Consider the following 24,271-nt stretch of genomic DNA (forward strand, 5'->3'; position numbering starts at 1 on the left):
CACGAAGCGGACGAAGGTGGGCTGCACCAGCGCGCGAACGCGCACCGGCGGCTTCTTCTTGGCGGCGTCGGCGGCACGCTGCATGCGCAGCAGGCGCTCGGCGGCGCGGGCGCGCTCGGCAAGCTCGCGGATCACCTCCTGCGGCAGCGACGGCGGCGGGCCGGTCCAGCTGTCGGGCAGGAAGTTGATGAAGATGCGCTCGCCGGCGGTCATGGTGTTGATGGAGACGCGGCGCGCCAGCGACAGACGGATCGCCGAGCCGTCGGGATCGCGGCGCGCGGCGCCGACATAATCGGGCACCGCATCCTGCAGTTTCTCGACGGGGATATCGACCGGACGTTTGAAGCGGATCACGATGATCGAGCCGGCGGTCGTGACCTCCGACTCGACATCCTCCTTCAGCTTCAGCACCAGCCGGGCATAGCCGTTCGCGGCGGAGAATGTCGCCTCACCCGGCACCGCGTCTTCGGCCCGCGCCGCAGTCGGATAGGTAAGGGTTGTAAGCGCAAGGGCGGTGGCAAGCAGGCACAGACGCGCGGTCCGCGCCCAGGCGCGGCCTAGCGACCATGTTCCAGCGGCAGCGGTTCGCGCCATCTCGAACGTCTTCTCGGGACCCCAGCCACACCAAGCGCGAAGCGCCTCGCCCACGCCTCCCGATCTTGGATCGGGCGGCGTTAAGGACCTGTTAACGTCAACGGATTGTTTCGGACCGGCCCCTGCCACGGAATGGCGACCAAAAGCACTCGGTTTGGAGCTGAACCCTGTTCCGAGCGCCGCCGAGCGCCACAGCTGGCGGGGCGCGCTATCCTTTGGAGTCAGCCGGGAGCCCGCCGCGCGGCAGTGACCGGACAGGATTTGGCCTTGCAACGAGCCTTACTCCGCGCTGCCGGGTACCGTGCGCAAATACGCCACGATGGCATCGAGGTCATCGGAACTGATCCGGGCGTAGTAGTGGTATCCCATCGGTCGACCGAGACGGCTGCCGTCGCGGCTGACACCTTCGGTGATCGCACGCTTGATCTCGTCGTCGCTCCATGTGCCGATCCCATTGGTCTTGTTCTGCGTGATGTTGCGTGAGACCGAGATACCCCACGGCCCGGAGAATTTGACGCCACCCGCGCCAAGACTGCTCTTGTATTCTCGTCCCCTCGGTCCAATCGGCGTATGGCACGCCATGCAATGCGCGATCGTGACAAGATAAAATCCCTTCTGCACCTTGTCGCTCATCATCGGTTCGGCGAATGGGTTCTCGCCGCCCGGCGGAACGTTCTCGACTTGAGGCACCTTGTAGATCGGATCGGGCACCTTGTTGTGGACCGGCGTGATCGTACGCAAATATGCGACGACCGCGTCGAGATCATTTTCAGTCAGGATGTGATAGAAGCTGGTCGGCATGACCATCGCGGTATGCACGCCCTTTGGGGTTTGCCCGGTCCGCAGCAGTTTCTTGATATCGGCATCGCTCCAGTTTCCGATGCCTGTTTCCTTGTCTGGCGTGATGTTGGCGGCATGCACTGTGAATGGCGGCTCGTCCCAGTAACCTCCGCCCGAGAATGCCTTCTCCAAAACATCGCCGTTCGGTCCCTTGGGCGTGTGGCAATTGCCGCAAGCCAGAATGCCGTTGACAAGGTAATCGCCCCGCTTGACGAGTTCGGATTGGGCCCATGCCAGATTGGTGGTGGCGATGACGACAAGCATCATGAACAGGCTACGCATATTGGTTTCCTCGAAATTTCCTGGTGATGAAAAATTCAATTTCCTGATCGGGCGCAGCTTCGCGCCCGGCACAAGAGCAATTCAATCAATCAACTCAAGCGGCGGTCCATGCGACCGCAATCGCGGAAGGCTCCAAAGCAGCGAAGTCACGCTGGCCTTCCTCACGCCAATGCTAGACCCGCATCAAGCACTTTGGCAATGTCCGCGATGGCTCTGTTGCAATGGCCTTGGCGCCGTTCGGCACGGATGTACGCCGAGGCGCCACGAGAGGGGGCCACAAGCCGCCCTGCTCCGCTTATGTCGGCAAAGGATCGTGACCATCAGGCCGCCTTGTGCCCGCTTGTCCATTTGCACCGGATCGGGGCGACTTGGCGAACTCGGCCGGACGGACATCGGAGCGGTCAAGCCGCCCCGTTGATTGGTAATAATGATTTATCGCAACGCGGAAGCAGCACTGCTGCCTCACTCGATTTCCGATTGTTCTGCAATAATTTCTTTTTGAGAGGATCGCCCATGCGAAAGCCACTATCAATTCTTGCTCTCTTAATGAGTGTCTCGATTGCCCAAGCCGGTCCGAAGGAGGACGCAGCGCAGCTCGTTGAGCGCTGGAGCAAAGCCTTCGCTGACGCCGACCTTGACGGTATCGTCAGTTTCTATGCCCCGGAAGCGACCATGATCGGGACGTTCGGCAAGGTCGTCATGACGAAGCCAGAGCAAATCCGCAAATACTTCGAAGCGACAATCCTCAATTCGCCCCCCAACACTGTGGCGCTGCAAAGCGCAGAGGCTCTCCTGATCGACGAGAGGACGGTGGTGCTTGCCGGGTTCGACACCATCTCCGGCGTCATGAAGGATGGCCAGCCTTATAGCAGTCTCGGCCGCGTCACATTCGTGATCGCGAAGCAAGGCTCGGATTGGAAGATTGTCCATCTGCACCGGTCTCCACTCCCGAAAACCTGACGACAGACCCCATCAATTCGTCTTCGGCGTGAGCATCTTGCCTTCGATCTTGGGAAGATCGTCGGTCGAGGCCGACTTGTCGCCGCCGGCACGGCGGGCGAGTTCGACCGTGAGCCGTTCGGCGGCTTCCGGCTGCATCAGGCCGAGGATGTCGGACATCTTGCGCGGCTGGATCTGCGAGGCGATCTGGTAGAGCACGTTCATTTCCAGGCGATCGAACACCTTTGCGGCGTCCTTCGGCTTCATGTTCTCGTACATGGTGACGATGCCTTTGAAACGCGCGGCATCGGCTTCCGCCTTTGCCGCGGCATCGGCATTCGCCTTGACATCGTTGGCCTTGGCCTCCTCGACCTTGGCCTCGATGCGCTTCTCGGCGGCCTTCAGCAGGCTCTCGCGGATCTCGACCTCGCGCGCGCGCGTCTCGAGCTCCTGGCGGCGCGACTGTAGCCGTTCCAGGATCGCGCGCTCCGACGCCGACACTGGCGCCGGGGCATCCAGATTGACGACAACGCCATCGGGCTTGGACGGCTCCGCGGCCGGTACGGCCGGCTTCGGCGCCTCGTCCTTCTTCTCGTCCTTCTTGGCGTCCTTGTGCTCGACCGATCCCGTGATGTCGCCGGGATCGGCCTTGATCTTGCTGTCAACCACCGCCTTGCCGGCGCCGGGGAAGTTGAAATTCTGTTGCGCCCAAGATGGGCCAGCCGGGCCGGCCGGCGGCGTATCGTCGGCAAACACGTAACCGCCATCGAGCACGAGGCCCGCGACCTTCAGCACCATCAGGCTGAAGATCGCGACCAGCACCACAGGCATCACTCTGATGTCACGAAGCAACTTCATGCAGCGAGGCCGCCGGCCCTCCTGCGCTCGGTGAAGGCTTCAGCCGCCGCGGCAACCGCGTGCGCGGCCGAGACCCTGGGCGCCGGCGCGGCGGGCGCAGCTGCTTGTGTCGGTGCCTGCGCGGGCTCCGATGGCCGCGCGGCCAGCGCGATCTTGGACAAGCGGCGCACCACGTGGTCACCCTCCGCCAGCTGGTTCTTCAGCAGCGCCGACATCTGCGTCGCCGCATCGAGCTGGTTGCCGAGGTTCTCATTGACGTCGCGCACCGCGTGCTTCAACCCGCCGATCGCCCGCTCCGCAATCTCGGTCGCGGTGATCAATTCGGCGATCGTCGCCTTCAGCGAATGCTCGTCGGCCTTCAGCCGCTGCAGCCGCTTGTTGAGCAGCCAGCAATAGCCGATCGTCAGCATCAGCAGCACGGCTACCAGACTCTCGATTGCTAATCCAAGCACATGACTCATGGTGCCTCCATCATCTTGGTCCGCTCGTCCGCCTTCTCGAACATCGCGAAGGTGGTTTGGGGTTTACGCAAATTCTTGGTGACGCGGATCGCGACGCGGTCGCCGACCCGGCCCATGCGCCCTTCCGTCAGGGTGACGTTGCCGCAGCGCACCGAGACCAGCGCGTCGGAGCGGATATCCAGCGGCAGCGTGTTGCCGACCTTGAGCTTCATCAGCTCCTTCAGCGGGATATCGGCTTCATAGAGCACCGCGTCGACCGAGATCTCGGCCTGCGCCACTTCGGTGGCGAAATGGCCTTCCCAGATCGGGTCGCGACCGAACTTTTCGCCCATGAACATCTGCAACAGCACGTTGCGGATCGGTTCGATGGTGGCGTAGGGCAGCAGCAATTCGACATTGCCGCCGCGGTCTTCCATGTCGATGCGCAGGCGCACCAGGATCGCGGCATTGGCCGGGCGGCTGATCGCGGCAAAGCGCGGGTTGGTCTCGAGCCGGTCGATCGTGAAGGTCACCGGCGACAGCGGCCGGAACGCCTGCTCGGCATCCGACAGCACCACCTCGACCAGGCGCTTGACGAGGTTGGTCTCGATCGTGGTGTAGGGCCGGCCCTCGATGCGCAGCTGGGTCTGGCCGCGGCGGCCGCCGAGCAGCACGTTGATCATCGAATAGATCAGGCTGGAATCGACGGTAGCGAGCCCGAAGTTCTCCCACTCCTCCGCCTTGAACACCGAGAGCACCGCCGGCAGCGGGATCGAGTTCATGTAGTCGCCGAAGCGCACCGAGGTGATGCGGTCGAGCGAGACCTCGACGTTGTCGGAGGTGAAATTGCGCAAACTGGTCGTCATCAACCGCACCAGGCGGTCGAACACGATTTCGAGCATCGGCAGACGCTCGTAGGACACCATCGCGGAATTGATGATGGCGCGGATGCCGGAATGGTCGTCGAGGCTAACGTCGCCGACCGTGAAGCCGAGGAGATTGTCGATCTCCTCCTGCGACAGCACGCGCTCGCCATTGGTGCTCTTGCTGCCGAAGTCGCGGCTGCCGTCCTCGACCATGGCGGCCCATTGCAGCGCCATGTTCTCGGTGAGCTCGTTCTTGGCCGCTTCCGCCGCGGCCGCCGCGGGATCCTCGGAATCGAGCGAGGCTTCCCACTGCGCCGCAATGGCGTCCTGGTCCATCTGGTCGTTGCCGGCCATGGCTTTTACATCCACCCCGTCACTGGATCACGACTTCCTTGAACAGCACCGCGTTGACCTGGTTGGGTGCCAGCGCGAGATTGACGCGCTTGGTCAGCTCTTCCTTGAGGCGGAACAGGCCGGCCGAGCCGTTGAGGTCGCTCGGGCGCAGCTCGCGCATGTAGGTCTGGAACAGGTCGGTGACGCGCGGCAGCGCCGGCTTGATCGCCTCGACCTGTTTCTCTTCCTTGACCTCGAGCACGAGCTTCAGCTTGAGATATTGCACGCGCTCGCCGGGCGCGCCGACCAGATTGACCAGCATGTCCGGCACGTCGACGAAGCTCGGCGGCTTCGGCGGCGGCGCTTCGGCGTGCTGCTCCTCGCCGTGGCCGCGCATGAAGAAGAACCAGCCGCCAGCGCCCGCGCCGAGCACGACGAGGAAGCCGACGACGGCAATGATCAGCTTGAGCTTGCCCTTCTTCGGAGCGGCCGCGCCCTCGCCGCTGTCCGTCTTTTCCTCGTCTGCCATCGTCCGCTCGCTTCACTCTGAAGGATGCGAACGCGATTTGCCCCAGCCTTGGCCTGAAGACGCGATACAATGCCGCCGGCGCACACGCGCCCCAATGCCGGCAACACTGGGGTCATAATGGTTAACGGAAGCTTAGGATTTACCTTCCACTAGGAAAAAACTGCCGGGCAAACATGGTCAACAAGACCTTTCTGCCGCCCCGGGCCACACCCGGTAAGACAACTAAACCATTCAAATAACACACTATTCCAAGTTGGCACGGCTTTCGCTGAGAGGACGGCGTAACCCGCGGGTTTGGGAGAACCCAATGGTTACCGACGGGTCCGGCGTGAAGGTTTGGGAGAACCTGCATTCGGATCGCCTCACAGGGGAGAACCACCGATGCAGAATACGCTTCTGGTCGGCCTATCGAAGCAGATGGTGCTGGAACGGCAGATGGATGTCGTCTCCAACAACATCGCGAACATGAACACCAACGGCTACAAGGCCGACCGGTCGCTGTTCCAGGAATATCTGTCCTCGAACGCGCATGAGGACAATTTCGCCTCCTCCGACCGCCGCGTCTCCTTCGTGCAGGACCGCGCGACCTTCCACGATTTCTCGCAGGGCCCGACCGAAGAGACCAAGAACCCGCTCGACGTCGCGATCGACGGCAATGCCTTCCTGGTGGTGCAGACGCCGGGCGGCGAGCGCTACACCCGCGAAGGCAGCCTGCAGATCAACAATCGCGGCCAGTTGGTCACCGCTTCGGGCTACCAGGTGCTCGGCACCGCCGGCCCGATCACCTTCCAGCAGACCGACCACGACGTCTCGATCGCCGCCGACGGCAACATCACCGTGCTCGAGGGCACCTCCCGTCTCGAACTCGATCCGCGGCAAGCTGCGCCTCGTCTCGTTCGCGCAGGCCCAGCGCCTGCTGAAGGAAGGCTCCAACCTCTACGCGCCGGGCGAAGGCACGCAGGCTCTGCCGGACACCAAGGCCCAGATCCGCCAGGGCTTCATCGAGAAGTCGAACGTCAATTCCGTCGTCGAGATGAGCCGCATGATCGAGATCACGCGGACCTACACCCAAATCGCCTCGCTGCTGCAGCAGCAGAGCGACCTGCACAAATCGGCGATCGAGAAGCTCGCCGACGTGCCGAACTGATCCAGGGGATTGACCGATGCGCGCACTTTATACAGCTGCGACCGGAATGGCGGCACAGGAACTCAGCGTTCAGGTGATCTCCAACAACATCGCGAACCTGCGCACCACCGGCTACAAGAAGCAGCGCGCCGCGTTCCAGGACCTGATCTACGACCATGTGCGCCGGGTCGGCGCGCAGGCCTCCGACCAGAACACCATCATGCCGATGGGCATCGACCTCGGCGGCGGCGTCAAGACCGTCGGCACGCCGCGCATGATGACCCAGGGCACGCTGTCGCCGACCGGCAACGATCTCGACATCGCGATCCGCGGCGAAGGCTTCTTCAAGATCCTGATGCCGGACGGCACCTTCACCTACACCCGCGACGGCTCGTTCCAGATGGACAATCAAGGCCGCATCGTCAACGCGCAGGGCAATTTGCTGCAGCCGACGATCACGATCCCGCAGAACGCGTCCGGCCTCACCATCAATGCGCAGGGCCAGGTCTCGGTGACGCTGCCGGGCCAGACCGCATCGACCAACATCGGCCAGATCGGCCTGACCCGCTTCATCAACAAGGCCGGCCTGATGCCGATCGGCGACAATCTGTTCCAGGAAACGCCGGCCTCCGGCCAGCCGCAGGACGGCACCGCCAACACCGACGGCTATGGCGACATGCAGCAGAGCAACCTCGAACAGGCCAATGTCGAGGTGGTCTCGGAAATCTCGGACCTGATCGCCGCGCAGCGCGCCTATGAGATGAACTCGAAGGTGGTCTCCGCCGCCGACCAGATGATGCAGTCGACCTCCAACCTGTTCCGCTGAGGATGATGTCGATGATCGCCCGCTCACTCCTGATCGCAGCCGCGCTCCTCGCCGTCACCGTGGCGCCGTCCGCCGCGCAAAGCCGCCGCGAGACCATCGCGGTGCCGACGCTGCGCGCCAGCATCACGGTCGCCGACGACATCGTGCGGGTCGGCGACCTCATCGACAATGCCGGCAGCGCCGGCAGCGTCGCGGTCTACCGCGCTCCGGACCTCGGCACGACAGGCACGCTGCCGGTCGCGCAGGTGCTGAACGTGTTGCGCTCGCACCAGGTGATCGGCGTCGATGCCCGCGAGCTGAAGGAGATCACCGTCACCCGGCTGGCACGCACCATCGACAGCAAGGAGATCGAGCAGCAGGTGTCGCGCGCGCTGGAGGGCCGCCACGGGCTCGGCAGGGCCGGCAACATCGCGCTGACCTTCGACCGCGATCCCGGCGACATCCGCCTCGAGGCCACCAATACCGGCGCGATGCAGCCGATCGCCGTGCGCTACGACCCGCGCTCGACGCGTTTCGACCTGACCTTCGAGATCGGCAACGACGCCGGCGCCGCGCCGTCGAAGCTGCGCTTCACCGGAACCGCGATCGAAACCATCGAGGCCGCCGTGCTGACGCGCAATGTCGAGCGCGGCGACGTGTTGAAGGCCTCCGACGTGATCGTCGAGCGCCGTCCGAAGGCCGAAATCGGCAACGACGCGGCGGTGCGCGACAGCGCCGTCGGCATGCAGGTCCGCCGCCAGCTCCGCCCCGGCCAGGCGCTGCGCGTCGCCGACCTCGCGAAGCCCGATCTCGTCACCCGCGACCAGAACGTCACGCTGATCTACCGCACCGCCGGCCTCTACCTGACGATCCGCGGCAAGGCGATGGATGGCGGCGCCGAGGGCGACACCGTCAGCGTGATGAATCTGCAGTCCAAGCGTGCCGTCTCCGGCGTCGTCACCGGCCGCGGCGAGGTCTCGATCTCGGTCGCGACCCCGCGCCCGGCGCCGACCGCCGACGCCACCGAATCCAATTCCGCTTCCGTCAAGCTGAGTTCAGTCGCACCAAACGCCGAGTAAAGTTCATGTCCCAGTACCGCATCAACCGCCTCGTCCTGACCGGTGCGCTGCTCGCGCTCGGAACGATCGCCAGCGGTTGCTCGTCGATCGACCGTCTCTCCCAGATCGGCGAGCAGCCGAAGCTGTCGTCGATCGACAATCCGACCACCCAGCCCGGCTACAAGCCGGTGCAGATGCCGATGCCGAAGCCCGAGGTCGCCTCCTACAGTCCGAACTCGCTGTGGCGCAGCGGCTCCCGCGCCTTCTTCAAGGACCAGCGCGCCGCGCGCGTCGGCGACATCCTGACCATCACGGTGAACTTCACCGACAAGGCCGCGATCGCCAACGAGACCCAGCGCAGCCGTACCAACTCCGAGGATTCGGGCATCACCAACTTCCTGGGCTCGCAGACCATCACGCAGCCGAACAAGATCCTGCCCGGCCGCATCCTGACCGCCGACTCCACGGCCTCCAGCGACGGTAAGGGCTCGGTGAACCGCCAGGAAGCGTTGCAGACCAACGTCGCCGCGGTCGTCACCCAGGTGCTGCCGAACGGCAACCTCGTGGTCGAAGGCAAGCAGGAGATTCGCGTCAACTTCGAAATCCGCGAGCTGATCGTGGCCGGCATCGTGCGCCCGGAGGACATCCAGAGCGACAACACCATCAATTCCTCGAAGATCGCCCAGGCCCGCATCGCCTATGGTGGCCGCGGCCAGATCACCGACGTGCAACAGCCGCGCTACGGCCAGCAGGTTCTCGACGTGCTGCTGCCCTTCTGACGGCATGATCCCGAAGAGTGGAAACCGGTTTTCGGAAACGGATCATGCCTGAGTAGGACTTTTACGAGCTCCCACATCTCGTCGCGAACCTAGGCGCGGCGCGGTGTACCAACACGGCCCTCGCTAGCTCCCCTGGCGAGGGTCGTGGCTTTTTGTGACCGATGGCGTGCGCCGGCGCGATCGCCGTGCACCAGTCCGATACCGCTTTACGAAAGTCGCGCCATCGCCTTGTCGGTTCGTTAACCCTCGCAGCAGCGCGCAGTAGAAGTCCCGGCGCTTGCAACGTAGGGAGACGACAACGCAGGGTTTTCTGTTTGTATGACGGTCATGCAAAGAGACGGACGATATGCGGCGTGGTTCCGGACGCCGCGGGGCGAAGGCACCGGAATAGTCCAGCTTGCAAATGGCAGGATCTCGGGCGGCGACGCCATGTTCATTTATGGCGGCACCTATCAACTCGATCAGGACCGCTTCACGGCGACGCTGACGACGCACCGCTATGCCGACGGCCCGTTCACCACCGTGTTCGGATGCGACGAGGTCGAGGCGCAGCTGACCGGCTCGTTCAACGGCAACCGGGCGGTGTGCTCGGGCACGGCCAAGCAGGCCCCCGGCGTGCTGTTCGAAGCCACGCTGTTTCTGCAGCAACAGGAGCCGGAGCCCGCCCCCGGCCCAAGGACCACGACAACACGCGCGGGTGTGGCGAGGCTGCCGAAGCTCCCCGGCCGGCGCACGACGGTCGTGAGCAGGCGTTTCAGCTAATCCGTCCGCAATCCCGATGGCGTCGCCACCCGGTCCGGCGTACGATCGCGCATGCGCGAAGCGCAGCCCGATCGATGCAGCCGGAAGGAGGAACGCATGTATGCCGCCATCCGTCACGCCAAGGCGAAGACTGGTAGCGCCGAGGAACTCGCGCGCCGGATCAAGGAAGGCGCAATCCCGATCATCAGCGACGTTGAAGGCTTCATGGCCTATTACGTGGTCTATGCCGGCGACGATACCGTCACCGCGATCAGCGTCTTCAACAACCATGCCGGCGCCGAAGAGGCCAACCGCCGCGCGCTGGCCTGGATCGACGACAATCTCGGCCCATTGCTGGTCGGCCAGGCCACCGCGGTTGCGGGTCCAGTGATCGTGCATACCAAGGCATAGCGGCCGCAACCGGGTCGCTGGTCCCGTGATCGTGCACACCATAGCCTGACGGCAGCGCCCGGCAAACTTCGCCCGGCAGAAGCTGCCGGCTGCGCGTCGTGCGCCCGTGGCGGCGTCGCGATCCCGTTGAAATCACGGCTGCAACGGATGGCACGCCATTTGCTCCACGATTGCAGCATTGCAATGGGGACTGCGCGCGCAGATGACGTCGATCTCGGCCCTTGGATCGGTCACCGCCAGCATGACGACTGGCACATTGAAGAAACCGCTGACCGCCGACGCCACCGGCGGCAGCTCGCTCGGCGACACCGTCGAGCAGAAGTTTCTCAAATATGCGCAGATGAGCCCGATGGACCGGATGCGCGCGAACATCCTCAAAAGCATGGGCATGTCGGAAGAAGATCTCAAGAACATGACGCCGGATCAGCGCGCCGCGGTCGAGCAGAAGATCAAGGAGCTGATCGAGCAGGCGTTCCAGAAGAACGCCGGCAAGGCCGGCCAGGCGGTCGACATCTCGGCCTAGCTTGCCTGCGCGGGAGCGCGACGGCCGCATTCACGCGTCGGGCCTGTCGCTCAGGACAATGAAGACCTTGCCGCCGAAGTCGTATCGCGCGACCTCGCGCATGCCGAGCCGCAGATGCGCCTTGAGCGAACGCGGGTTGTCTTCCCTGATGAACAGGATTGCCTCGCGGCCGGGGAACGTCGCCTGAAGCTTCGCGTACAACGCATCCAGCACGCCAAGGCCGCGCGCGTCCCGCGAGACGCACACCGGACCATAAACATACGCATCTGCCCGCCCCGGCCAGGCCTTCAGCATGGCCTGCACCGGCGGCGCCTCGCCATATCCCGTCTCCGACGTCAGGAGCGCGCCGAGCAGTCTGCCCTCATCGTCGGTCGCGACGACGATCGATTGCCCGCTTGCAATGCGCGTCTCGATCACGTCGCGCGGCCATTGCCCGAGCAGCATGCCACCGTGCTCCCCGTTGTTGGCCGTCAACAGCGCGGAGATGGCGTCCGCATCGGACAATGTGGCGAGCCTGGTCTTGATCATCGCGGATGGATCGCGAGCACCATGGCGGCGCAGCTCACGCCTTCTTCTTTGCGGTCGCGCGGGTACCCGCGGCCTTCTTTGCCGGCTTCTTCGCAGATTTCCTGGATTTGGCCTGGTTGAGTTCGATCGCAGCACGAATGAGCGTCTTCAGCGCAGGGGCGTTGATCTTGTCGCCCTCGAACAGATCGATCGCGCGCCGCGCATTGCCCTCGAAGCCGGTGTTGAACAGCTTGTCGGGGTCGGGCAGCTGCGCGCCATACATGAAGGTCAGCTTGACCTTGCCCTTGTGGGCGTTGCCGACCGCAATGATGCCGTCGCGCGACCACACCGGGCTGCCCATCCACTTCCACTCCTCGATGATCTCAGGATCGGCGGCGAGGATGCTCTTGCGCAGGCTGGCGAGCGTCTTGCCGCGCCAGTCGGTGAGGTCCTCGATCATCCGGTCGATACGTTCCGATGCCGTCATTGCTGTCTCTCGCGCCTCATCCGCCCCAAGTCGTCACGTCAAGTCGTCACGTCATGCAATCACACTTGGGACGCGGACGTCGATCCCCCATGCTGACGCCGCGGCGACAGATATGGCAACGCGAACAGATAAAGGCCGCTGAGCAGCATGAAGATCAGCGGGAACAGCGCCAGCAGGCCGATCCAGACCGCCTGCTGCTGCAGGACCATGGCGACGATGTTGATGATGACGGCGACCGTGAAGGCGATCGAGAGCCAGCGGTGCGATTGCCGGATCCAGTTGTTCCAGTTCAATGTGACCTCCTGTTGGTGAGTGAATGATCCAGCGTCATTGCGGGGAGCTCGCGACAAAATTGCAGAGCAATTTTGCGCTGAAGCGACGAAGCAATCCATCTATCCGTGTATGCGGCACGATGGATTGCTTCGCGGAGCCTGTCATCGGGCGGCGCTATGCGCCGACCCGTTGGCTCGCAATGACGAGAGAGAGAGAGAGAGAGAGAGAGAGAGACCGTCAACCTTGCCGCGCCATCAGCTGATCGAGATTCTCGAGGAACTGCTTCCATCCGGCATGAGCGCCGCCATAGGCCTGCTTCTGATGCGGCTGGAAGCCGGACTGCTCGACGCGCAGATGGGTGCCGGTCGCCGTCGGCGTCAGCGTGAAGACCACAACGCTCTCGAGATTGTAGGCGGCATCCGCATGCACGAAATTCCAGGTGTAGGACAGCGTCCTGTGCGGCTCCACAGCGAGCACCTTGCAGTCCAGCACGCCGCCCCACTCGCCGCGCAGGTTGAAGCTGTGCCCGACCTCGGGCTTGAAGTCGTTCTTCATCAGCCACTCCTCCATCAGATGCGGTTGGGTCAGCGCGCGCCAGAGCTTTTCCGGCGGATGAGGAAATTCACGCTCGACGATCGCGGAACGCGTTTCAGCGGTGGTCTTGTTCATTGGTCCATCCTTTTGAGGAGATCTTGGAGGTGGTCGAACCGGTTCTGCCAGAAGCCCGCCATCTGGCTGGTCCAGTCGATCAGCGGCGCCAGCGCGCCGAGTTGCGCGCTGTAATGGGTCTGCCTGCCTTCATGGCGGTCGCGCACCAGCCCGGCCTGCTTCAGCACGCCGAGATGCTTCGACACCGCCGGCTGCGAGATCCTGGCGCGGGCCGTCAGCGCGCCGACGGTCTGCTCGCCCTCGCGGCACAGGCGCTCGAAGATGGCCCGGCGGGTCGGGTCTGCAAGGGTTCGAAACAGGATGTCGTGAGCGTCAGGCATTTGCGATCAATAACCCATTGGTTATGGATTGACGTATAACCAACCAGCTATGGATGAGTTCAATCGCAAACTTCGGCGGCTCGACGGCGGCCGCGCCACCCGGGGTTTTCCGGCGCGATGGCACACCAAGACCGCCCGCGCCTTTCATAACCCGCAGGTTATCCGGCTGCGCCGATCGGCCCGTCGGGCAACTCAGGGCGGAACGAAGAGCAAAGCTCGGCAAATCATGTCGCGAGAATGCGGAAGTTTGACTCACAACGCGCGCAGCCCATTCCATGTCGTCCTGGCGAAAGCCAGGACCCATTACCCCAAATGAGAGTTGTTGCGCGATGCTGGGGCCACGATCCCGTTTATCATCAAGTGCGGTGGTTATGGGTCCTGGCTTTCGCCGGGACGACGATCGTGTGTGTGGCTTTCGCGGGCGATGACACCGCGTGTTTGCCATCTTGAATCGAGAACCATCCTCGTCGTCGTCCCTGCGAAAGCAGGGACCCATAACCACCGAAGCGAATTGTCATGCACTATTGCAACGACGAGTCCCGCCTGCAGCATCCGAGCGCGTGAAACCACATCGTTGCGGTGGCACTGCGCATGATCTACAACCTTTGCACGGACGCGATTGCTATTCTCGGATAATTTTACGGAGATTTTTGATGTGCCAGCTTTGCGAAATCGCAGCTCCCACCCAGACCTCCCGGCGCCGCTTCCTCGCTGCCGCGGCCTGCACCGCCGCCAGCCTCGCCCTTGCCCCGCCGGTTTCCGCCAGGGAAACCAAATCGCCGCCGAAGCCGCAGAATGTGCTGGCGCCGGACGCGGCGCTGGAGCGGCTGGTGAAGGGCAATCACCGCTATGTCGAAGGCGTCTCGCGGCGGCATGATTTCAAGCACGAGCGCGAGGCGCTGGCCGGCGGACAGATCCGTTCGCCGGCATCCTGAGTTGCGCGGACTCCCGCATCGCACCGGAATACGCCTTCGACACCGGCCGCGGCGATCTGTTCGTCTGCCGCATCGCGGGCAATTTTGCCAGCGACGAGACCATCGCGAGCCTGGAATATGCATCGGCCGTGCTCAACGTGCCGCTGTTCATGGTGCTCGGCCACGACAGCTGCGGGGCGGTCGACGCCGCCATCAAGTCGCTGAAGGACAACACCACCCTGCCCGGCCATCTGCCCTCGCTGGTCAATGCGATCGCACCGGCGGTGAAGGCGACCGAAGGCAAGGGAGGCGACCGGCTCGCCAACGCCATCAGGCAGAACGTCATCGACAACGTCGCGAAGCTGAAATCGGCAACGCCGATCCTCAGCGCCGCGGTCGATCAGGGCAAGCTCAGGGTGGTCGGCGCGGTCTACCGGCTGACCGACGGCAAGGTCGAACTGGTCACGGACGCCAGGCGCCCGGCGACTTGAAAGTCAGGTGAATTCAGTAAAGTCAGGTCAAGGTCGCGCAACACGCTCGGTGTCGTCCCTGCTTTCGCAGGGACGACGTCCTTATGTGGAGGCAGGCTCGCACAACGTCACCTCACGTAAACGCCGCTTCCACCTTGCCGAGGCCGTCGAGCTCCATCACGACCGTGTCGCCCGCGTTCAGCCACACCGTCTTGACCAGGCTGCCGGTCAGTACGATCTGGCCGGCATGCAAGCCACGGCCTTCGGTAGCGAGATGATTGGCGAGCCAGGCGAGCGCGTTGTGGGGATGCCCGAGCACGTCGGCGCCGGTGCCGCGGCCTTCTTCCTTGCCGTTGACGATCGCGCGTCCCGCGACCGCGCGCAGATCGGGCACGGTGATGCGCGGCACCTCCTCCCCGAGCACGCAACCGGCGGCGAAGAAGTCGTCGGCAATCAGCGTCGGCGCGCCCAATGTCTCCCATTTGACGTAGCGGTCGTCGACGATCTCGATCGCGGGATAGTAGGCATCGATCGCTTCCGCGACCCATTCGGCGGTGAACGGCGCCTCGCTGGGAGCGAGATTGCGGGCGAGCCGCACCGCGATCTCGCACTCGACGCCGACATGGACGAACTCGGCCGCCGGCAGCCGCACGCCGCTGTCATGCACGACCTTCTCGAACACGCCACCGACGCAGGGGTGCGGGATGTTGATATATTCCTGCATCACCGCGCTGGTGCAGCCGATCTTGTAGCCGACGAGGCTGCCGACGTGTGGCTGCATCAGAGCGTGCAGCGCGTACTGCACCTGATAGCCTTCGGCCTCGTCGCGCGGCACCACGTCCTTCGGAAGCGCCTTGAGCGGCGCCCGGCTGCGGCGCGCGCTGGCGATCGCCTTTGCGGCCGCGAGGACCCGATCCATCTGCGCAGCCTCCCTGGTGTTCTCGGCGGCGCGGTGGCGCCTCCGTCTGCTCGCTGCAATTCAGCACTCGCCGACGCGTCTGGCAAGCACGCTGCACGGGAGCTGCCGTCAGGCCTTGACGAGACCGAGCCGGATCAGGCTCTCCGCGGTCGCGACGATCATCTCCTCATTGCCGCGCGGGCGCCAGCCGAGCAGGTGCTGCGCCTTGGCGCTGGTCGCGCGGCGCACCTTGCCGAGCAGCGGCAGCGCGGCACGGGCCATCGGGTTGCGCCGTGCGGCGAGCCGCATCATCCAGTCCGGCGCCTGGAACCGCGGCACGCGACGCGCCTTGCTGCCGAGTTTTGCGCGCAGCACCCGGGCGACCCCGAGGATCGACATGGTCTCGCCGGCGACCGCCAGGAAGCGCTCACCGCGGGCCTCGGGCGACATCATGGCGCGCAGATGCAGGTCGGCGACATCGCGCACGTCGACGAGCCCGAAATGGATCCGCGGCACCACCGGCATCGCGCCGTCGAGCAGCGCCTTGATGATGCCGATCGAACTCGGAGAAATCGGCACCGAGCGCCGGGCCGAACACCGCGGTGGGGTTGACCACGGCAAGCTCGAGGCCATTGCCTTGGCGCGCCACGAAATCCCAGGCGGCGCGCTCGGCCAGCGTCTTGGATTTCGGATAGGCCTGCACGCCCTCGCCATCGAGATTGGACCATACGGTCTCGTTGAACGGCGCCGCCTGCGGCGGATGGCCGTAGCCGATTGCCGCGAACGACGACGTCACGACCACGCGCTTGACGCCTGCGTCACGCGCGGCGCGCAACACCCGCAGCGTGCCTTCCCGCGCCGGGACGATCAGCTCATTCTCGTCCTCGGGCACACGGGCGCCGAGCGGTGATGCGACATGCAGCACGTAGTCGCACCCGGTGGCCGCCTCGCGCCAACCGTCGTCGCGCAGCAGGTCGGCGGTGACGAAGCCGACCTGGTCGGGCGCCAGCGCGCCACCCTCGCGCAGCATCGCGATCACGTCGTTGCTGCGACCCGGATTGCGCACCGTCGTTCGCACCGCATACCCGTCGGCGAGCAGCTGCAGAATCGTATGCACGCCGATGAATCCCGATCCGCCTGTGACCAAAACCGTGCTCATGTCCCTGCCCTCTTCATGGTTCGGCGGATGGGCCCAACATTGCACTGCCCGCCCTGCACAGGCCGCATCTGGTCACTATCTGATCTTGGACAAGTAGGATGAAATTCGAGACCGGTATGGAAAACAATACCAGCGATATGTGTGACGGCGGTGAATGCGAGAGCTGCCCACCGACCCCAATGTGCTGATCGAATTCAAGCACGCGATCCATGCGCTCGGGGGAAATGGAAGCTCGAGATCCTGTTCACGCTGATGAATGGCGGTGTGCGGTTCGGCGCGCTGCGCCGCGCGCTCGCGCCGATCACCCAGCACATGCTGACTGCGCAGCTGCGCGAGCTCGAGCGCGACGGCCTGGTGGCGCGCAGGGTGCTCGCCGAGAAGCCGCTGCAGGTCGAATACGAGCTGACGGATTCGGCCTGGAGCCTGACGCCGGCTTTCCGCGAATTGCTGGCATGGTCGAAGACGTTCGGCCCGCGCCGTCAGGCGGAGGCAAGCGAGGCGATACTCGGAGCCGGGTTGGCCTGAATATCGCCTCGCCTTCAGATCGGCGTCCGATCACTCCATGCCAAGCGCCTTTCGGATCGCGATCTCGACCGGCGAATACGCGCCATCCGCACGTTCCAGCCGATACGGTTCGCCGGCAGCGAGCGACGGCTGGGCCATGAAGCGCGGCGTCGTGCCCCGATGCTTCTGCGCGGCATGCACCAGCAACGGATGACACAGATAGACCGTGCCGGCCTCGCCGGTCGCGAGCGCGACCTCGCAGTCGGCGCCGACATCGTCGAGCACCATGCGTGCGCGCCCGGCCTCGCCAGCGGGCGCGAGATAGCGCGCCATCGACCGATGCGAGCCGACCCTGATCCGGGTCGGCGCGTCGTCCTCGCCGACGTCGGAGAACAGGAACAGCATCAGCAGCGCCCGGCCGCGCGAGACGACATTGGCCCGCCAGGCGGAGAAGTCGCTGCGCTCGTTCGGGTCGCAATCTTCGCCGGGGAAGCTGACGTCGATGTGCCAGCCGGCGTCGCCGGGATCGTCCGGATGCGGGAAGCGCACCGGAAAGGTTCCGATGTCGTCGCGCGGACGCCAGCGGCCGGGACCGGCGATCTGATCGAACGCCCGGTGCAGCAGCGGCGTGTTGATCGCTTCGCGAAACGGCGTACCGCCGTACCCCGGCAACCGGATCACCGGTTGGGTCCAAGTCAAAGGGTCGTGCTCGCTGCATGGCAAGTCGCGCCACATGATGGCACGTCCTTGGTCGGCGAGTTCCCGGGGAAAGGCGCGGTCGATCCGGACAAAGCCCTGTTGGATGAATTGCTCGATCTGCGCGCCGTCAAGCGCACGCGGGTCGTTTCGACGGGTCATGATTGTCTCTCAAACTGTCGCCGGCCATCGATGCTCCGCGATGCGCGGAACCTGACCGGCTCATTCGGTTTCACTGGAATCCCAGGAGCGAAAGCTCGTGTGGCCGCTCAGCGCTTCCGGGAGGAAGCGGGATCAGCCCAGGAAAAACACCGAATCGATGTTGAGAGTGCGTGTCATCATGGCGGCGCGAACGTACAATCGGTACGCGCCGGTAGCAATCCGTGGCGATCCGTCGCCACTATTCGTCGCGATAGACCTTCTCGCGCTTCTCGTGGCGTTCCTGCGCCTCCACTGACAGCGTTGCGATCGGGCGAGCTTCGAGCCGCTTCAGCGAGATCGGTTCACCGGTCTCTTCGCAATAGCCGTAGGTGTTGTCTTCGATGCGCTGGAGCGCCGCGTCGATCTTGGAGATCAGCTTGCGCTGACGGTCGCGGGCACGAAGTTCGATCGCGCGGTCGGTTTCCGAGGACGCTCGGTCCGCGAGGTCGGGATGATTGACGTTCTCTTCCTGCAACGTCTGCAACGTGACCTTCGATTTCGCGGAGGATTTCATCCTTCCAGGCCAGCAGCTTGGCGCGGAAATAATCGCGCTGCCGCTCATTCATGAAAGGCTCTTTTTCAGTCGGCCGGTAGTTCTTCAGCTTTTCCAAAGGCAGCCATGTCCCTGTCAGGCGGAGGGAACACAACTCCTCCGCGCGGCGCCTTATATAGCCACGTCATGTGACAGACAATATCTGCCACCGCGAAAGGCGGGCCGCCCCCAAGGCCTTGCACAGGCAAACTTATCCGCCCTGCCCGGGGACGGCCCTGCCCCCTCAATAGCCGACCGTGAAACGCCGGCGGATATGGGCCGGGCGCTCGATTTCGTCGGCGAGTGCAACTGCGAAATCCTCGAACGAGATCGAGCTTTTGCCGTCGGCTGCGGTCAGAAGCTGGTCGGTTCCGAGGCGGAACTTGCCGGTCCGCTCGCCGGCCACGAACAGCGCCGAGGGCGACAAAAAGGTCCAGTTCAGGTCCTTCTCCTGGCGCAGCAGGTCGAGGAATTCAGCCCCCTTGGAGGCCTCGGCCTTGTATTGGGGCGGAAAGTTGGGGGTGGTCACCAGGCGGACGCCCGGCGCCACCTCAAGGCTGCCGGCGCCGCCGACCACGAGATAGCGGCCGACCCCGGATGACTTGGCCGCCCCGATCAGCTTGGCGGGGTCGCTGGCCAGGAAATGGATCGAACTGACCGCGGCGTCGTGGCCGGCCCACAGCGCGGCCAGGGCGGCCTGGTCGTTCGCGTCACCCTTGCGGGCGGTGACATTGGGCAGGCTGGCGATCTTCTCCGGGTTGCGGGCGATGGCGGTGACGGCGTGGCCGCGGCGGGCGAGTTCCGCGGTGATGCGCGAGCCGGCCTGGCCGGACGCGCCGGCGATGGCGATCTTCATCTCAAGTCTCCGATTGATAGTTTCCAATGGTGACTAGATAGCGAAAAGGATGTAGGTGTGAAGAAGGCACTCTCGCCTCACCTGATCACGCCGGAGTAACCGCGATGAAAGCCACGAGCCTCAAGCCGGACGCCTATGCCGCCAATTGCCCGACGCGCCAGATCCTCGACCGGGTCGGCGATAAATGGGCGGTGCTGATCCTGCTGTTGCTGCGCAGCGAGCCGATGCGCTTCAACCAGCTCCGACGCGCGATTGAAGGCATCTCGCAGAAGATGCTGTCGCAGGTGCTGAAAAGCCTGGAGCGCGACGGGCTGCTGCGTCGCCGGGCGATCGCAACGGTGCCGGTGACGGTGGAGTATTCAATCACGCCGCTCGGATCGACGCTCGCCGAAGCCGTCGACCCGCTGCGCGACTGGGCCGAACGGAATCTGAAGGACGTGCTGGCCGCGCAGCGCCGCTACGACGCGCAGCGCAAGGCGCTGGCGGCCTGAGGCACTTCGGCCCGCAGGCACTGGCGGCGTGGGACAGGTGAGTTGATCGGGAGGAGCCTAGTATTGCCCGGCCTTGGCGAGCTCGACCTCGACGCGCAGTTCGATCTCACCGAGCACGGCATCGAGACCGGGATCGCCGGAAGATTCCTTCAGGCTCGCCGCGGCGTCACGCAGCCGGTTCACCGTGGAGGAATCGAAATTGCCGGACAGCAGGCCGAGCTTGAGCGCATCGAGCACGTCGAGCGCGCCCTTGCCGCGGGCCACCGAGCGCTTGCGGCGCTCGGTCGGGTCCTCAACGCCCTGCAGCGCGAGCAGCGCATCGAGGCTGGCGGCGGCCTTCGGCGCCGCGGTGGAGCGGACCTCCTCCTGCGCGGTCGTCGCATCCGGCAGCGAGAAGCCGCTCGACGAGGTACGCCGCGTGGCGCTGGTGGACGTGCCAAGCGTGGTGCCGTTCGGTCCGTAGATGCGCATCGTCGTGATGATCCCGCAGGCCTGAATGGGCCGAGCATCGCTGTTTTATGGTTAACGGCGCGTAAACGACCCGGCAACTTCTGCCGCCGCGCGGCAGTTTCGCGCTCCCTGGCGAACCGGAGGAAAATGACGATCCGACAATTTCGATAAATATATCAACACATTGCCCAAGCGAAGCAGAGTGGCACGCAGCTCGCATGGTTAATGGCGGATCGCCGTCATGGGAGTGTCGCGCGATCCGCGAGTTCAGTTCGAGGGGAGCATCGGGATGCCCGGCATCCGCATCGCAAATCTGTTCGGAGTGGCCTGCGCCGCGCTGCTGGCGCTGGCGGCCTCCGTCATGCCGGCGGCCGCGACGTCGCGGATCAAGGATCTCGCCAATATCGAGGGCGTGCGCCAGAACCAGCTGATCGGCTACGGCCTCGTGGTCGGTCTCAACGGCACCGGCGATACGCTCAACAACATCCCCTTCACCAAGCAATCGCTGCAAGCGATGCTCGAGCGCATGGGCGTCAACATCCGCGGCGCCACCATCCGCACCGGCAACGTCGCCGCGGTGATGGTGACCGGCAATCTGCCGGCGTTCGGCACCCAGGGCACGCGCATGGACGTCACCGTCTCGGCGCTCGGCGATGCCAAGAACCTGCAGGGCGGCACCCTGCTCGTCACCCCCCTGCTCGGCGCCGACGGCAATGTCTATGCGGTGGCGCAGGGATCGGTGGCGGTCGCCGGCTTCGCGGCCGAAGGCGCCGCCGCCAGCGTCGTACGCGGCGTGCCGACCGTCGGCCGGATCGCCAACGGCGCCATCATCGAGCGCGAGATCGAGTTCGCGCTCAACCGCCTGCCCAATGTACGCCTCGCGCTGCGCAACGCCGACTTCACCACCGCCAAGCGGATCGCCGCCGCGGTCAACGACTATCTCGGCGTCAAGACCGCCGAGCCGATCGATCCCTCCACGGTGCAGCTTGCGATCCCGACGGAGTTCAAGGGCAACGTCGTCGCCTTCCTGACCGAGATCGAGCAGCTGCAGGTCGATCCCGATCTGGTGGCCAAGATCGTGATCGACGAGCGCTCCGGCATCATCGTGATGGGCCGCGACGTTCGCGTCGCCACCGTCGCCGTCGCGCAGGGCAATCTCACCGTCTCGATCTCCGAGAGTCCGCAGGTCAGCCAGCCCAATCCGCTGTCGCGCGGCCGGACAGTCGTGACGCCGCGCACCAGCGTCGGCGTCAGCGAGGACGGCAAGAAGTTCGCCGTGGTCAAGGACGGCGTCTCGCTGCAGCAACTGGTCGACGGCCTCAATGGCCTCGGCATCGGACCGCGCGACCTCATCAGTATCCTGCAGGCGATCAAGGCCGCCGGCGCGATCGAAGCCGACATCGAGGTGATGTGATGGCGAGCCTGATCAACAGCACCACCGGCAGCATGCCGAACAAGGCGTTGATGCCGATGTTCAACGGCCGCCCCGATCCCGTGCTGCAGGACGCGTTGAAGAAGGTGACGCCGCAGCAGGCCGCCAAGGCAAAGGCGACCGCGACCGATTTCGAATCGATGTTCCTCAATTCGATGTTCTCGCAGATGACGACCGGCCTGAAGGGCGATGGCCCGTACGGCGACACCGTCGGCACCGGCGCGTGGCGGTCGATGCTGACCGACGAATACTCGAAGAATTTCGCCAAGGCCGGCGGCGTCGGCATTTCCAACGAAGTGTTCCGCTCGCTGATCCTGCAGCAGGCGAACAAGAGCTAGGGTTTCAAGGAGCAGCGCGATGAACCAGCGTCCACAGCAGCCGCGGCCAGTAGCATCCGCCTCCGCCGCGCGGTCCGCGACGTCGACGCCGCCGGACGTCGCGCGTCTCGCCAACGAGCTGACCGAAGTGATGAGCGGCCTGCTTGCCGTGATCGAGCAGGAGACCGAGTTCGTCCGCGCCGGCAAGATCCGCGAGGGCATGCGGCTCGAGCCGCAGAAGTCCGAGCTGTCGCGGCGCTACATGCTCGCGGTGGAGCATCTGAAATCGATGCAGAAGATGCTGTCGCAGACCGATCCCGAGCTGCTCGCGACACTGCGCCGTCATCACGAGACATTCCGCGCCATGCTGCAGGTCAATTTGACCGTGCTTGCAACCGCGCACGCCGTCTCCGAAGGCATCGTGCGCGGCGTCAATGCCGAGGTGCAGCGCCGCAACATTCCGAACACCTATACCGCGAGCGGACAGCGCGCCACGCCGGGCCCCCGCAACATGACGCCGATCGCGATCAGCCGCACACTCTGACGCCTACGCCTACAATTTAGCTCAATTCGACGCCGCCCCGGCAGCGCGGCATTCAGCGTGTTTTCTAACAGCCTATTGAGAGGTTCCCCGTAGAGTTGCGGATCGTGAGGGGTTGGGATTTGACTCAAGCAAACTAGTGCCTGTGCACTACGAGGCTGCCATGAGTACAGATTTCAACATCAAGCCGGTGGGGGCACCGGTCGCGGCGCCGATGGTCTCTCCCACGAGCGATACGGCGCAGAAGGCGGTCAAGACTGAACTGCCGGCGAGCCAGAGCGTCACCGCTCCGGAGCCGAGCGTGCGCGTCACCATCGATCCCGACGCCGTCAACGCATCGATTTCAAATCAGGCTCCGTCGGTCAGCGATCAGGTCATCATCGACCGCGACGCGCGCGCCGTGGTCTATCAGGTGGTCGATAATCGCACGAATTTGGTGGTGAGGCAGTTTCCGGAAGAAGCCGTATTGCGCCGCCGCGCCTATTTCCACGCGCTCGATCTCAGCAAGGACGCGCCGACGCGGGTGCGTGCCACCGATCGCCGCGCCTAGGCGCGGACCAACGACCGCTCAGGTCTTCTGCGTGGCGTAGGCCTTGTCGAGATAGGTCGCCCCGGTGGCCGGATCGGTGACGACATTGGCGATCAACGCCGTCCCCTGCTTCACCAGCGCGAACTTGGTATCGCCGATCCGGAACCCACCATCCTTGATCAGCACGTCCTGATACTTGCTGGTACCGTCGCTCTGGTAGTGGACCTTGGCGCGGAAGCCATCGACGTTCGACACCGAGATGTTGAACGACTTGTTGTTGGCGTACTTGCCGCTCCAGCTGCCCTCATAGAGGTTCGGATCGACGGCCACATAGGGCGTCTTCGACGGGACCGTCAGGCCGGCGGCCTTGTAGTTGGCCGACAGGATGCTCAACACGTCGGCCATGCCGAGGGCTCCGTCAGGAATCGATCGATCAGCCGCGACCCGAGAGGCCGGCGGCAATATTGCAGTTGATATCGATCAGCGACTTCAGTTTCGCCGGATCCGGATTCATCTGGATATCGACGGTCTGCTTCATCACGAACACGCCGATATTGGCGATGTTCTGGCGAATCTCCAGCGGCTGCGGATTGTCGTCGCCTTGCGCGGCGCTGAGGAAGATCGACCACAGCCGGCGGTTGAACAGCAACGCGTGATCGAGCGCCTTGTCGGGACCGTTCCAGTTCGTCTGGACTTCCTGCAGCTGCCGCGCGGCCTTCAACAGCGCCTGCGCTTCGATTTCACGTGGGGACGCCGTCGTCGTGGAGGTACGAGCGTAGGCCTGGGCTGCATTCGACATTCAATGACCTCGATGGGATGCGGATTTCTCGAGCCGCGAAGACGCAATTCTAGCGCCCGATATTTATGCATCCGGCGCCTTTAAATATGGTTAGCAGCCGTT

The 24,271-nt window shown here is 64.4% G+C and carries 29 protein-coding genes and 4 pseudogenes; 15 read left to right on the forward strand and 18 right to left on the reverse strand.

Annotation, left to right across the window (positions count from 1 at the left end):
• Positions 1–873: 873 nt before the first annotated feature.
• Positions 874–1,788 carry a c-type cytochrome gene (locus ACSKB9_RS09370; RefSeq protein WP_438072729.1) on the reverse strand — a complete coding sequence of 305 codons (915 nt, stop codon included), beginning with the start codon at positions 1,786–1,788 and terminating at the stop codon, positions 874–876.
• A gap of 441 nt (positions 1,789–2,229) precedes the next feature.
• Between ACSKB9_RS09370 and ACSKB9_RS09375 the strand changes: the two genes are divergently transcribed.
• A complete protein-coding gene (locus ACSKB9_RS09375) occupies positions 2,230–2,676 on the forward strand; it encodes an SgcJ/EcaC family oxidoreductase (RefSeq protein ID WP_438072731.1) in 447 nt (148 codons plus the stop codon).
• 12 nt (positions 2,677–2,688) lie between these two features.
• Here ACSKB9_RS09375 and ACSKB9_RS09380 read toward each other — a convergent pair whose 3' ends face one another.
• The 4 genes from ACSKB9_RS09380 to fliL are packed head-to-tail and all read right to left on the reverse strand — an operon-like array spanning position 2,689 to position 5,681.
• Entirely contained in the window at positions 2,689–3,513 is an 825-nt protein-coding gene (locus ACSKB9_RS09380; RefSeq protein WP_438072732.1) for a MotE family protein, read from the reverse strand.
• Positions 3,510–3,974 (reverse strand): DUF6468 domain-containing protein, encoded by a 465-nt coding sequence (locus tag ACSKB9_RS09385; protein WP_438072733.1) that lies wholly within the window; start codon positions 3,972–3,974, stop codon positions 3,510–3,512. The genes ACSKB9_RS09380 and ACSKB9_RS09385 overlap by 4 nt, the downstream gene beginning before the upstream one ends.
• Entirely contained in the window at positions 3,971–5,173 is a 1,203-nt protein-coding gene (gene fliM, locus ACSKB9_RS09390; protein WP_438072735.1) for a flagellar motor switch protein FliM, read from the reverse strand. The genes ACSKB9_RS09385 and fliM overlap by 4 nt, the downstream gene beginning before the upstream one ends.
• Positions 5,174–5,192: 19 nt before the next feature.
• Positions 5,193–5,681: a flagellar basal body-associated protein FliL gene (gene fliL / locus ACSKB9_RS09395; protein ID WP_057018626.1), complete on the reverse strand. Its 489-nt coding sequence runs from the start codon at positions 5,679–5,681 to the stop codon at positions 5,193–5,195.
• A gap of 381 nt (positions 5,682–6,062) precedes the next feature.
• On the opposite strand from fliL, the pseudogene flgF reads away from it, so the two are divergent.
• The 7 genes and pseudogenes from flgF (at position 6,063) to ACSKB9_RS09430 (ending at position 11,124) form a co-directional block, all read left to right on the forward strand.
• Positions 6,063–6,828 (forward strand): annotated as a pseudogene (gene flgF / locus ACSKB9_RS09400) (flagellar basal-body rod protein FlgF).
• 16 nt (positions 6,829–6,844) lie between these two features.
• Positions 6,845–7,633, forward strand: a complete 789-nt coding sequence (gene flgG, locus ACSKB9_RS09405) for a flagellar basal-body rod protein FlgG (protein WP_028337173.1) — start codon at positions 6,845–6,847, stop codon at positions 7,631–7,633.
• Between the two features lie 2 nt (positions 7,634–7,635).
• The gene (gene flgA, locus ACSKB9_RS09410) at positions 7,636–8,691 is read left to right on the forward strand and encodes a flagellar basal body P-ring formation chaperone FlgA (protein ID WP_438072738.1); all 1,056 of its coding nucleotides are present in this window, start codon (positions 7,636–7,638) and stop codon (positions 8,689–8,691) included.
• Positions 8,692–8,696: 5 nt separating this feature from the next.
• Complete coding sequence (gene flgH, locus ACSKB9_RS09415) at positions 8,697–9,449, forward strand: flagellar basal body L-ring protein FlgH (RefSeq protein ID WP_438072740.1); 753 nt, start codon at positions 8,697–8,699, stop codon at positions 9,447–9,449.
• Between the two features lie 429 nt (positions 9,450–9,878).
• Positions 9,879–10,211, forward strand: a complete 333-nt coding sequence (locus ACSKB9_RS09420; RefSeq protein WP_375166679.1) for a hypothetical protein — start codon at positions 9,879–9,881, stop codon at positions 10,209–10,211.
• A gap of 96 nt (positions 10,212–10,307) precedes the next feature.
• Positions 10,308–10,601 carry a hypothetical protein gene (locus tag ACSKB9_RS09425; RefSeq protein ID WP_028337177.1) on the forward strand — a complete coding sequence of 98 codons (294 nt, stop codon included), beginning with the start codon at positions 10,308–10,310 and terminating at the stop codon, positions 10,599–10,601.
• A gap of 202 nt (positions 10,602–10,803) precedes the next feature.
• Entirely contained in the window at positions 10,804–11,124 is a 321-nt protein-coding gene (locus tag ACSKB9_RS09430) for a hypothetical protein (protein ID WP_050387610.1), read from the forward strand.
• A gap of 30 nt (positions 11,125–11,154) precedes the next feature.
• Here ACSKB9_RS09430 and ACSKB9_RS09435 read toward each other — a convergent pair whose 3' ends face one another.
• The 5 genes from ACSKB9_RS09435 to ACSKB9_RS09455 all read right to left on the reverse strand — a co-directional run bounded on the left by ACSKB9_RS09435 (position 11,155) and on the right by ACSKB9_RS09455 (position 13,380).
• Positions 11,155–11,652, reverse strand: a complete 498-nt coding sequence (locus ACSKB9_RS09435; RefSeq protein WP_438072743.1) for an N-acetyltransferase family protein — start codon at positions 11,650–11,652, stop codon at positions 11,155–11,157.
• Between the two features lie 34 nt (positions 11,653–11,686).
• On the reverse strand, positions 11,687–12,118 hold the full coding sequence (locus tag ACSKB9_RS09440) for a DUF1801 domain-containing protein (RefSeq protein WP_076825664.1): 432 nt from the start codon (positions 12,116–12,118) through the stop codon (positions 11,687–11,689).
• 59 nt (positions 12,119–12,177) lie between these two features.
• Positions 12,178–12,411 (reverse strand): hypothetical protein, encoded by a 234-nt coding sequence (locus ACSKB9_RS09445; protein WP_076825666.1) that lies wholly within the window; start codon positions 12,409–12,411, stop codon positions 12,178–12,180.
• Positions 12,412–12,628: 217 nt separating this feature from the next.
• Positions 12,629–13,060: an SRPBCC family protein gene (locus tag ACSKB9_RS09450; protein ID WP_057018633.1), complete on the reverse strand. Its 432-nt coding sequence runs from the start codon at positions 13,058–13,060 to the stop codon at positions 12,629–12,631.
• The gene (locus ACSKB9_RS09455) at positions 13,057–13,380 is read right to left on the reverse strand and encodes an ArsR/SmtB family transcription factor (protein WP_438072746.1); all 324 of its coding nucleotides are present in this window, start codon (positions 13,378–13,380) and stop codon (positions 13,057–13,059) included. The genes ACSKB9_RS09450 and ACSKB9_RS09455 overlap by 4 nt, the downstream gene beginning before the upstream one ends.
• A 653-nt stretch (positions 13,381–14,033) precedes the next feature.
• Between ACSKB9_RS09455 and ACSKB9_RS09460 the strand changes: the two are divergent.
• Positions 14,034–14,785: pseudogene (locus tag ACSKB9_RS09460) on the forward strand (carbonic anhydrase).
• A 112-nt stretch (positions 14,786–14,897) separates the two neighbouring features.
• Here the strand turns inward: ACSKB9_RS09460 and ACSKB9_RS09465 are convergent.
• Together ACSKB9_RS09465 and ACSKB9_RS09470 are read right to left on the reverse strand one after the other, a co-directional pair.
• Complete coding sequence (locus tag ACSKB9_RS09465; RefSeq protein WP_057016665.1) at positions 14,898–15,683, reverse strand: 2-keto-4-pentenoate hydratase; 786 nt, start codon at positions 15,681–15,683, stop codon at positions 14,898–14,900.
• Between the two features lie 108 nt (positions 15,684–15,791).
• A pseudogene (locus tag ACSKB9_RS09470) lies at positions 15,792–16,821 on the reverse strand (SDR family oxidoreductase).
• 252 nt (positions 16,822–17,073) lie between these two features.
• Between ACSKB9_RS09470 and ACSKB9_RS09475 the strand changes: the two are divergent.
• Positions 17,074–17,346: a winged helix-turn-helix transcriptional regulator gene (locus ACSKB9_RS09475; RefSeq protein ID WP_438072748.1), complete on the forward strand. Its 273-nt coding sequence runs from the start codon at positions 17,074–17,076 to the stop codon at positions 17,344–17,346.
• A gap of 30 nt (positions 17,347–17,376) precedes the next feature.
• Here ACSKB9_RS09475 and ACSKB9_RS09480 read toward each other — a convergent pair whose 3' ends face one another.
• The 3 genes and pseudogenes from ACSKB9_RS09480 to ACSKB9_RS09490 form a co-directional block, all read right to left on the reverse strand.
• Positions 17,377–18,183, reverse strand: coding sequence for a phytanoyl-CoA dioxygenase (locus tag ACSKB9_RS09480; RefSeq protein ID WP_438072749.1), 807 nt, complete (start codon positions 18,181–18,183; stop codon positions 17,377–17,379).
• A 238-nt stretch (positions 18,184–18,421) separates the two neighbouring features.
• Positions 18,422–18,788 (reverse strand): annotated as a pseudogene (gene dksA / locus ACSKB9_RS09485) (RNA polymerase-binding protein DksA).
• A gap of 210 nt (positions 18,789–18,998) precedes the next feature.
• Positions 18,999–19,610 (reverse strand): NAD(P)-dependent oxidoreductase, encoded by a 612-nt coding sequence (locus tag ACSKB9_RS09490; protein WP_229160160.1) that lies wholly within the window; start codon positions 19,608–19,610, stop codon positions 18,999–19,001.
• A 104-nt stretch (positions 19,611–19,714) separates the two neighbouring features.
• Here ACSKB9_RS09490 and ACSKB9_RS09495 point away from each other — a divergent pair, with 104 nt between their 5' ends.
• Positions 19,715–20,101: a winged helix-turn-helix transcriptional regulator gene (locus tag ACSKB9_RS09495; RefSeq protein WP_028337693.1), complete on the forward strand. Its 387-nt coding sequence runs from the start codon at positions 19,715–19,717 to the stop codon at positions 20,099–20,101.
• Between the two features lie 57 nt (positions 20,102–20,158).
• On the opposite strand, the gene ACSKB9_RS09500 is transcribed toward ACSKB9_RS09495, so the two are convergent.
• The gene (locus tag ACSKB9_RS09500; protein ID WP_057016669.1) at positions 20,159–20,572 is read right to left on the reverse strand and encodes a flagellar assembly protein FliX; all 414 of its coding nucleotides are present in this window, start codon (positions 20,570–20,572) and stop codon (positions 20,159–20,161) included.
• Between the two features lie 268 nt (positions 20,573–20,840).
• Here ACSKB9_RS09500 and ACSKB9_RS09505 point away from each other — a divergent pair, with 268 nt between their 5' ends.
• The 4 genes from ACSKB9_RS09505 (at position 20,841) to ACSKB9_RS09520 (ending at position 23,391) form a co-directional block, all read left to right on the forward strand.
• A complete protein-coding gene (locus ACSKB9_RS09505) occupies positions 20,841–21,965 on the forward strand; it encodes a flagellar basal body P-ring protein FlgI (RefSeq protein ID WP_038385504.1) in 1,125 nt (374 codons plus the stop codon).
• The gene (gene flgJ / locus ACSKB9_RS09510; protein ID WP_028337696.1) at positions 21,965–22,321 is read left to right on the forward strand and encodes a flagellar assembly peptidoglycan hydrolase FlgJ; all 357 of its coding nucleotides are present in this window, start codon (positions 21,965–21,967) and stop codon (positions 22,319–22,321) included. The genes ACSKB9_RS09505 and flgJ overlap by 1 nt, the downstream gene beginning before the upstream one ends.
• Positions 22,322–22,340: 19 nt before the next feature.
• Positions 22,341–22,844 carry a hypothetical protein gene (locus ACSKB9_RS09515; protein ID WP_092084913.1) on the forward strand — a complete coding sequence of 168 codons (504 nt, stop codon included), beginning with the start codon at positions 22,341–22,343 and terminating at the stop codon, positions 22,842–22,844.
• 160 nt (positions 22,845–23,004) lie between these two features.
• The gene (locus ACSKB9_RS09520) at positions 23,005–23,391 is read left to right on the forward strand and encodes a hypothetical protein (protein ID WP_076825676.1); all 387 of its coding nucleotides are present in this window, start codon (positions 23,005–23,007) and stop codon (positions 23,389–23,391) included.
• An 18-nt stretch (positions 23,392–23,409) separates the two neighbouring features.
• Here the strand turns inward: ACSKB9_RS09520 and ACSKB9_RS09525 are convergent, their stop codons facing one another.
• Complete coding sequence (locus tag ACSKB9_RS09525) at positions 23,410–23,775, reverse strand: hypothetical protein (protein WP_438072752.1); 366 nt, start codon at positions 23,773–23,775, stop codon at positions 23,410–23,412.
• Positions 23,776–23,803: 28 nt separating this feature from the next.
• Positions 23,804–24,169 carry a flagellar biosynthesis regulator FlaF gene (flaF, locus tag ACSKB9_RS09530; protein ID WP_016846762.1) on the reverse strand — a complete coding sequence of 122 codons (366 nt, stop codon included), beginning with the start codon at positions 24,167–24,169 and terminating at the stop codon, positions 23,804–23,806.
• Between the last annotated feature and the right edge of the window lie 102 nt (positions 24,170–24,271).

Source organism: Bradyrhizobium sp. BR 1433, from assembly GCF_051547665.1.
GTDB lineage: Bacteria > Pseudomonadota > Alphaproteobacteria > Rhizobiales > Xanthobacteraceae > Bradyrhizobium > Bradyrhizobium australafricanum.

What these genes read in the sequence shown, in the direction of transcription:
- ACSKB9_RS09375 (WP_438072731.1), top strand. Translation starts at nt 2,230, where the DNA reads ATGCGAAAGCCACTATCAATTCTTGCTCTCTTAATGAGTGTCTCGATT.
- ACSKB9_RS09380 (WP_438072732.1), bottom strand. Translation starts at nt 3,513, where the DNA reads ATGAAGTTGCTTCGTGACATCAGAGTGATGCCTGTGGTGCTGGTCGCG.
- ACSKB9_RS09385 (WP_438072733.1), bottom strand. Translation starts at nt 3,974, where the DNA reads ATGAGTCATGTGCTTGGATTAGCAATCGAGAGTCTGGTAGCCGTGCTG.
- fliM (WP_438072735.1), bottom strand. Translation starts at nt 5,173, where the DNA reads ATGGCCGGCAACGACCAGATGGACCAGGACGCCATTGCGGCGCAGTGG.
- fliL (WP_057018626.1), bottom strand. Translation starts at nt 5,681, where the DNA reads ATGGCAGACGAGGAAAAGACGGACAGCGGCGAGGGCGCGGCCGCTCCG.
- flgG (WP_028337173.1), top strand. Translation starts at nt 6,845, where the DNA reads ATGCGCGCACTTTATACAGCTGCGACCGGAATGGCGGCACAGGAACTC.
- flgA (WP_438072738.1), top strand. Translation starts at nt 7,636, where the DNA reads ATGATGTCGATGATCGCCCGCTCACTCCTGATCGCAGCCGCGCTCCTC.
- flgH (WP_438072740.1), top strand. Translation starts at nt 8,697, where the DNA reads ATGTCCCAGTACCGCATCAACCGCCTCGTCCTGACCGGTGCGCTGCTC.
- ACSKB9_RS09420 (WP_375166679.1), top strand. Translation starts at nt 9,879, where the DNA reads ATGTTCATTTATGGCGGCACCTATCAACTCGATCAGGACCGCTTCACG.
- ACSKB9_RS09425 (WP_028337177.1), top strand. Translation starts at nt 10,308, where the DNA reads ATGTATGCCGCCATCCGTCACGCCAAGGCGAAGACTGGTAGCGCCGAG.
- ACSKB9_RS09430 (WP_050387610.1), top strand. Translation starts at nt 10,804, where the DNA reads ATGACGTCGATCTCGGCCCTTGGATCGGTCACCGCCAGCATGACGACT.
- ACSKB9_RS09435 (WP_438072743.1), bottom strand. Translation starts at nt 11,652, where the DNA reads ATGATCAAGACCAGGCTCGCCACATTGTCCGATGCGGACGCCATCTCC.
- ACSKB9_RS09440 (WP_076825664.1), bottom strand. Translation starts at nt 12,118, where the DNA reads ATGACGGCATCGGAACGTATCGACCGGATGATCGAGGACCTCACCGAC.
- ACSKB9_RS09450 (WP_057018633.1), bottom strand. Translation starts at nt 13,060, where the DNA reads ATGAACAAGACCACCGCTGAAACGCGTTCCGCGATCGTCGAGCGTGAA.
- ACSKB9_RS09455 (WP_438072746.1), bottom strand. Translation starts at nt 13,380, where the DNA reads ATGCCTGACGCTCACGACATCCTGTTTCGAACCCTTGCAGACCCGACC.
- ACSKB9_RS09465 (WP_057016665.1), bottom strand. Translation starts at nt 15,683, where the DNA reads ATGGATCGGGTCCTCGCGGCCGCAAAGGCGATCGCCAGCGCGCGCCGC.
- ACSKB9_RS09475 (WP_438072748.1), top strand. Translation starts at nt 17,074, where the DNA reads ATGAATGGCGGTGTGCGGTTCGGCGCGCTGCGCCGCGCGCTCGCGCCG.
- ACSKB9_RS09480 (WP_438072749.1), bottom strand. Translation starts at nt 18,183, where the DNA reads ATGACCCGTCGAAACGACCCGCGTGCGCTTGACGGCGCGCAGATCGAG.
- ACSKB9_RS09490 (WP_229160160.1), bottom strand. Translation starts at nt 19,610, where the DNA reads ATGAAGATCGCCATCGCCGGCGCGTCCGGCCAGGCCGGCTCGCGCATC.
- ACSKB9_RS09495 (WP_028337693.1), top strand. Translation starts at nt 19,715, where the DNA reads ATGAAAGCCACGAGCCTCAAGCCGGACGCCTATGCCGCCAATTGCCCG.
- ACSKB9_RS09500 (WP_057016669.1), bottom strand. Translation starts at nt 20,572, where the DNA reads ATGCGCATCTACGGACCGAACGGCACCACGCTTGGCACGTCCACCAGC.
- ACSKB9_RS09505 (WP_038385504.1), top strand. Translation starts at nt 20,841, where the DNA reads ATGCCCGGCATCCGCATCGCAAATCTGTTCGGAGTGGCCTGCGCCGCG.
- flgJ (WP_028337696.1), top strand. Translation starts at nt 21,965, where the DNA reads ATGGCGAGCCTGATCAACAGCACCACCGGCAGCATGCCGAACAAGGCG.
- ACSKB9_RS09515 (WP_092084913.1), top strand. Translation starts at nt 22,341, where the DNA reads ATGAACCAGCGTCCACAGCAGCCGCGGCCAGTAGCATCCGCCTCCGCC.
- ACSKB9_RS09520 (WP_076825676.1), top strand. Translation starts at nt 23,005, where the DNA reads ATGAGTACAGATTTCAACATCAAGCCGGTGGGGGCACCGGTCGCGGCG.
- ACSKB9_RS09525 (WP_438072752.1), bottom strand. Translation starts at nt 23,775, where the DNA reads ATGGCCGACGTGTTGAGCATCCTGTCGGCCAACTACAAGGCCGCCGGC.
- flaF (WP_016846762.1), bottom strand. Translation starts at nt 24,169, where the DNA reads ATGTCGAATGCAGCCCAGGCCTACGCTCGTACCTCCACGACGACGGCG.